The sequence below is a fragment of the Nocardioides sp. NPDC057577 genome (assembly GCF_042801335.1).
In the GTDB taxonomy this organism is placed as follows: domain Bacteria; phylum Actinomycetota; class Actinomycetes; order Propionibacteriales; family Nocardioidaceae; genus Nocardioides.
Map to the genome: position 1 here is coordinate 1 of NZ_JBHVGB010000264.1, position 5,148 is coordinate 5,148.

Genomic DNA, 5,148 nt, shown 5'->3' on the forward strand with positions numbered 1-5,148 from the left:
AGTCAGAGCGGGGCGGTCCTGTTGGTGTTGGTCGATCAGTCTTGCTGGAAGATCGCCAGGAGGCGGAGCAGGTTGGTGTAGATCCACACCAGGCTGACGGTCAGGCCGAAGACCGCGCGCCACGACTCACGCTCAGGGAGCTGGGCGCGGACGCCCTGCTCGATCTGGTCGAAGTCGAGGATCAGCATGAACACACCGAGCGCGAGGCCGGCGATGGCGGTGATCATGCCGAGCGTGCCGAACCCGAACAGGCCGAAGCTGGCACCGAACATGCCGAGCACCAGCTCCATCAGGCTCAGGCCCACCATGCCGAACATCGCGGCGATCACGAAGGTGCGGAACTTGCTGCCGACCTTGATGTTGAAGAACTTGTACGCCGCCAGGGTGCCCGCGAACGCGGCGAAGGTGCCGATCACGGCCTGGACGACGATGCCGCCGCCGAACATGGCGTCGAAGGTCTTGCTGAGCGCGCCCAGGGCGATGCCCTCAGCAAGGGCGAAGGCCAGGACGAGCGCCGGGCTGACGATGCGCTTGAAGGAGTTGACCAGCGACAGGATGAACGCCGCACCGGCACCGAGCGTTGCGGCCAGGTAGAGCGGCGCGAGGTTGGCGTCGGAGCTGATGTCGGGGGTCATCACCCACGTCGCGATGGCGGCCAGGAAGACCACGCCGAGCGTGATCGCGCCCTTCTGCACCACCGAGTCGATCGTCATGGGGGTGCCCGTGGTGGGAGCCGCGGGGCCGCCGGTCGACCACTGGCTCGGGTCCTGCCCGTAGCCGGCGTACGAAGCGCCGTTGCCACCGTAGGTCGCGTTGCCGTAGGCGTTCTGCGACGGCTGCCCGAAGCCCTCTGCCCTACGGAACACCGGGTTGTTGCTCTGCATCTGGTGGTCACTCCTCGAAAGCGACGTGAAAGGGTCCGCCACGGTGGCGGCTCCTGTGGCCAGCGTACCGGCCCTGTGTCTCACTCAACGTCCGGGAGAACCCTGAGGTTCCGGGATCGTAGGAGTGCCCCGGGTGGGACTCGAACCCACACTGAAGCGTTTTTAAGACGCCGTCCTCTGACCGATTGGGATACCGGGGCGCGCGGCCGACCCTAGCGTCATAAGTACGTCTGGCGCTGGTGCAGCGCGTGCGCGCCCGCGACGCGGTCGATGAAGAGCAGGCCGTTGGTGTGGTCGATCTCGTGCTGCAGGCAGCGGGCCTCGAAGGCGTCGGTGACGATCTCGACGGTCTCGCCGGTGACCGGGAGCTGGCCGCGTACGGTCAGCCGGGAGGCCCGCTTCACGTCACCGGTCAGATCGGGGACGGACATGCAGCCCTCGCGCGCCTTCTCGTTGCGGCTGGACTCGATGACCTCCGCATTGCACAGGACGTACGTCCCGTGGTGAGTCTTCGTCTTGACGTGGGTGGAGACGTCGACGCAGAAGACCCGGGCCGAGACGCCCACCTGGTCGGCGGCCAGACCGACGCAGCCGGGCGAGACCCGCATCGTGGCGATCAGGTCGGCGGCGAGCTGGACGGTCTCGGGAGCCGCCGGGTCGACGTCCTTGCCGGGGACGGAGAGGACGTGGGCGGGGGCGCGTACGACCTCGAGGACCTTGCCCTCGACCCCCAGCTCCGCCTCGGTCCAGGACAGCACCCGTTCATTGATCGTCACAGGTCGTCGGCCTCGATCGGCCGCAGGGTGGCGTCGACGCCGAGCTCCAAGGTGACCCGCTTGATCGATGCCTCGAGCACTGCGACGTCGGCGTCCGCCGGCAGCTCGAGCTCGGCGACGACGACATAGAGGTCCCCGGAGAGGCGGGTGGTCAGATCGGTGATGTTGCCGCCGACGGCGGCGATCTCGGCGGTCACCGTGGAGACGATGCCCGGGCGGTCACCACCGTGGACGGAGAGCACGAAGAGCTGGCCGGCGCCGGCCGGCGCCTGCTCCTCGGGGAGCTCGTAGACCGTGACCGTCAGGGTGCCGTCGGCCGCGATCGGCTCGAGATCGGCCTGGATGGCCTCCGTGGTGGCCTCGCCCGCGCAGAGCAGCGTCATCGCGAAGTGACCGCGGAGCCGGGTCATCGTCGAGTCCTCGAGGTTGAGCCCGAGCCCGGCCAGGCAGGCGGTGGTGTCGGCGATGATCCCCGGGCGGTCGTGTCCCAGGACGGTGATGGCGTGGATGGTCACCGATCCATTGTCACCCGCGGCACGCCGATGGCGGACCGCGGGTGACTCAGATGGACTACTCCGTGCCGCGGCTCAGCCGCGGAACCACTTGTCCTTCTCCTCCTCGGAAGAGTCGACCGGCTCGGGAGCGAACTCGGGCGTGCCCTCCGAGGTGGGCTTGACCGCGGTGTCGCCACCGCCCAGGTCGTCGTAGGAGGCCTTGTCGGGGTCGGCCGGCGGGGGCGGCGGGACCTCGGCGGCGTACGGGTCGGCCGGGGCGATCGGGTCGGTGAGCGGGTCACCGGTGACCCCGGCCTGCGGGGCGGACGGCGCCGGCGGAGCCGGCGGGTAGCCGCCGTACTCGCTGCTCGAGGACGAGCCGGTGGTCGACTCCGGAGCGGCGGGCTCCGAGGCGGCTTCCGAGGCGGCTTCCGGGGTGGACTCCGGCGTGGAGCCGTTGAGGTGCAGCTTCTCGGAGGCGACCCCGGCCGCGGCCGAGACCTTCTCCTTGGCCTGCTCCGCGTAGGGACCGGCCTTCTCCTTCACCGTCGCGGCGTAGGGACCGGCCTTGGCCTTGGCGGCCTCGGCATAGGGAGCAGCCTTCTCCTTGATGGGCGCCGCCTTCTCCGAGGCGGTCGCGAGGGCCGACTGGACGCGCGGGTCATGGGTGACCTTGTTCGCGCCGGCCTTCAGCTGCTCAGACTTGTTCTTGACCAGCACGCCGACACCAGCGGCAGCGATGGCAAGCAGGATGAGCTTTTTCACTTCTTGACCTTCCGAGAGACAGCATTTGGTTCGGTTTGATGGGATATTCGCCGGTAAACTTAGACCTAGGCGACAAACACCAAGATGCCACAAACAGAGATCAAGTCCCCCGACATGCCTAGTCTCTAACGGACCAGGCGATTCCGTCGAGGATGTCGGACTCGGAGACCAGCAGAGACTCGACGTGCGAGCGCCTCAGGATCCGGCTGAGGATCACCCCACCGGCGGCGATCACGTCGGCCCGGCCGGGGTGCATCCAGGGCAGCGCCAGCCGCTCGTCGACGGTCATCGCCAGCAGGCGGTCGACGAGCCGGTAGACATCGGCCGGCGCGACCTCGGCGTGGTCGGTGGCGGTGCGGTCGTACGCAGCCAGCTCGAGCAACCCCATGGCCAGCTGGATCATGGTGCCGCCGACGGCGACCACGGTGTTTGCGGTGGCCGGGTCGACCGGGCAGTCGTCGAGGTGTGCGTCGATGTCGCGTACGCAGGCCTCGATCTCCTCCCGCGTGGGCGGGTCGGAGCGCAGGTGGCGCTCGTGGAGGCGCACCGACCCGATGTCCATGCTGTCCGCCTCGCCGACGCTCGGCGTCGGTCCGTCGCCGAGGATCAGCTCGGTCGACCCGCCACCGATGTCGATCACCAGCACCGGCGGCTCATGAGTGCCGCGCAGGTTGCGGACCGCGCCGCCGAACGAGAGCGCCGCCTCGTCCGCCCCGGTGACGACCTCCGGTGTGACGCCGAGCCGAGCACGTACGCCGTCGATGAAGGTCGCCGCGTTGGCGGCGTCCCGGGTGGCCGAGGTGGCCACGAAGCGCACCTTCTCGACACCGTGCTCGCGGATCAGCGCGGCGTACTCGTCGATGGCCACGAAGGCACGCTGCAGAGCCTCTTCTGCGAACACACCGGTGCGGTCGATGTCTTGACCGAGGCGGACCATGCGGGCCTCGCGTACGTCCTCGTTCAGACCGTCGGCGGTGACCGTCGCGATCAGGAGCTTGATCGTGTTGGTGCCACAGTCGATGGCAGCAACCCGCCGGGTCACTGTTCCTCGTCCTCCAGCTCGAGGTCCACGCAGGGGCCGGAGCTCCACCACTCGCCGAGGCGCTCGAGCACCTCGTCGCCGAGCGGGTTGACGCCGGGGCCCTGGGCGAGCGCCTGACCGGCGAGGACGTGCAGGCACTTGACCCGGTTCGGCATCCCACCTGCGGAGATGCCGTGGATCTCGGGCGGGTCGCCGAGCTCGTAGCGCGCCTCGAGATAGGCCTCGTGAGCCTTGGCGTAGGCGGCGGCGAGCTCCTCGTCGTCGGCCAGCCGCGCCTCCATGTCCTTCATCACGTGGGTGCCCTCGAGGGTGCCGATCTTCGAGGCGGCACGCGGGCAGGTGAGGTAGAAGGTCGTCGGGAACGGCGTGCCGTTGGGCAGCCGCGGCTCGGTGGTCACCACATCGGGCAGCGAGCACGGGCAGCGGTGCCCGATCTCGTGGATCCCCCGTGGCTCGCGTCCCAGCTGTGCCGTGATCGCGGACACGTCCTTGGGATCGATGGCCATGTCTCAGTCTTCCTTCTGCTGCTTGGGCGGGTCGATCTCCGACTCCGGCCCGTCTCCTGTCTGCTCCGGCGGGTCACCGGCCAGCAGCACGGAGCCCCACGCATCGTCCCACCAAGCCTTCGGGTGCTCCGCACTGCCCACCTTGCCGGGGTCGGTGAGCTCCGGCTCGGTCTGGATGCGCTCGCCGTTCTCGTCGAGGGCGACGTACGCCGTCTCCCCCGGCATCACGAACCCGAACCGCTCCCGGGCCTGCTGCTGGACGTAGGCGGGGTCCTCCCAGCGACGAGTCTGCTCCTCGAGCTGCTTGATGTGGTCCTTGCGCTCGGCGATCTCGGTCTGGAGTGCGTTGATGTCGTGGCGCTGCTGCAGGTAGGCGCGCAGCGAGGAGGCGTAGGAGATCACCATCACGGCGGCCACGACGATGATCATCATCGCCCGGCCGGTGAGCTTGGGCCGACGCAGCCGCTTGCGCAGCGCATCGATGCCGCCGATCGCCGCCGGGCGGGCCGCCCTGGGGGCACCCGGCCGCCGCCCCGGCCCCTGCGGGCCGCGAGATCGCTGGATGCGCTTGCTCTGACTCTGCTGTCCCGGTCCCTGCGTTGCCACGTCGCTCATCCTCCCATCCGAGACCAGCGAGTCGGCGCACCCTGACCGCAAGCCTGCCGAGTCGGCGCGTTCTAA

7 protein-coding genes and 1 tRNA gene are annotated in these 5,148 nt (G+C 69.2%); all 8 read right to left on the reverse strand.

Annotation, left to right across the window (positions count from 1 at the left end; translation table 11 throughout):
- Window positions 1-35: 35 nt before the first annotated feature.
- The 8 genes from ACFU7D_RS28435 to ACFU7D_RS28470 all read right to left on the reverse strand — a co-directional run bounded on the left by ACFU7D_RS28435 (window position 36) and on the right by ACFU7D_RS28470 (window position 5,073).
- A complete protein-coding gene (locus tag ACFU7D_RS28435; protein WP_378873595.1) occupies window positions 36-884 on the reverse strand; it encodes a Bax inhibitor-1/YccA family protein in 849 nt (282 codons plus the stop codon).
- 125 nt (window positions 885-1,009) lie between these two features.
- Window positions 1,010-1,084: transfer RNA gene (locus tag ACFU7D_RS28440), tRNA-Leu, on the reverse strand.
- Between the two features lie 18 nt (window positions 1,085-1,102).
- On the reverse strand, window positions 1,103-1,660 hold the full coding sequence (gene def / locus ACFU7D_RS28445; RefSeq protein ID WP_378873597.1) for a peptide deformylase: 558 nt from the start codon (window positions 1,658-1,660) through the stop codon (window positions 1,103-1,105).
- Window positions 1,657-2,175 (reverse strand): glycine cleavage system protein R, encoded by a 519-nt coding sequence (locus tag ACFU7D_RS28450; protein ID WP_378873599.1) that lies wholly within the window; start codon window positions 2,173-2,175, stop codon window positions 1,657-1,659. The genes def and ACFU7D_RS28450 overlap by 4 nt, the downstream gene beginning before the upstream one ends.
- Before the next feature lie 72 nt (window positions 2,176-2,247).
- On the reverse strand, window positions 2,248-2,919 hold the full coding sequence (locus tag ACFU7D_RS28455; protein ID WP_378873601.1) for a hypothetical protein: 672 nt from the start codon (window positions 2,917-2,919) through the stop codon (window positions 2,248-2,250).
- Window positions 2,920-3,037: 118 nt separating this feature from the next.
- Entirely contained in the window at window positions 3,038-3,961 is a 924-nt protein-coding gene (locus ACFU7D_RS28460) for an exopolyphosphatase (RefSeq protein ID WP_378873603.1), read from the reverse strand.
- Window positions 3,958-4,467 (reverse strand): DUF501 domain-containing protein, encoded by a 510-nt coding sequence (locus ACFU7D_RS28465; RefSeq protein WP_378732295.1) that lies wholly within the window; start codon window positions 4,465-4,467, stop codon window positions 3,958-3,960. Before ACFU7D_RS28465 ends, ACFU7D_RS28460 begins: the two co-directional genes overlap by 4 nt.
- A gap of 3 nt (window positions 4,468-4,470) precedes the next feature.
- Window positions 4,471-5,073: a septum formation initiator family protein gene (locus ACFU7D_RS28470; RefSeq protein WP_378873605.1), complete on the reverse strand. Its 603-nt coding sequence runs from the start codon at window positions 5,071-5,073 to the stop codon at window positions 4,471-4,473.
- Window positions 5,074-5,148 lie beyond the last annotated feature (75 nt).

Coding starts and splice junctions, on each gene's coding strand:
- ACFU7D_RS28465 (WP_378732295.1), bottom strand. CDS start 4,467: ATGGCCATCGATCCCAAGGACGTGTCCGCGATCACGGCACAGCTGGGA.
- ACFU7D_RS28435 (WP_378873595.1), bottom strand. CDS start 884: ATGCAGAGCAACAACCCGGTGTTCCGTAGGGCAGAGGGCTTCGGGCAG.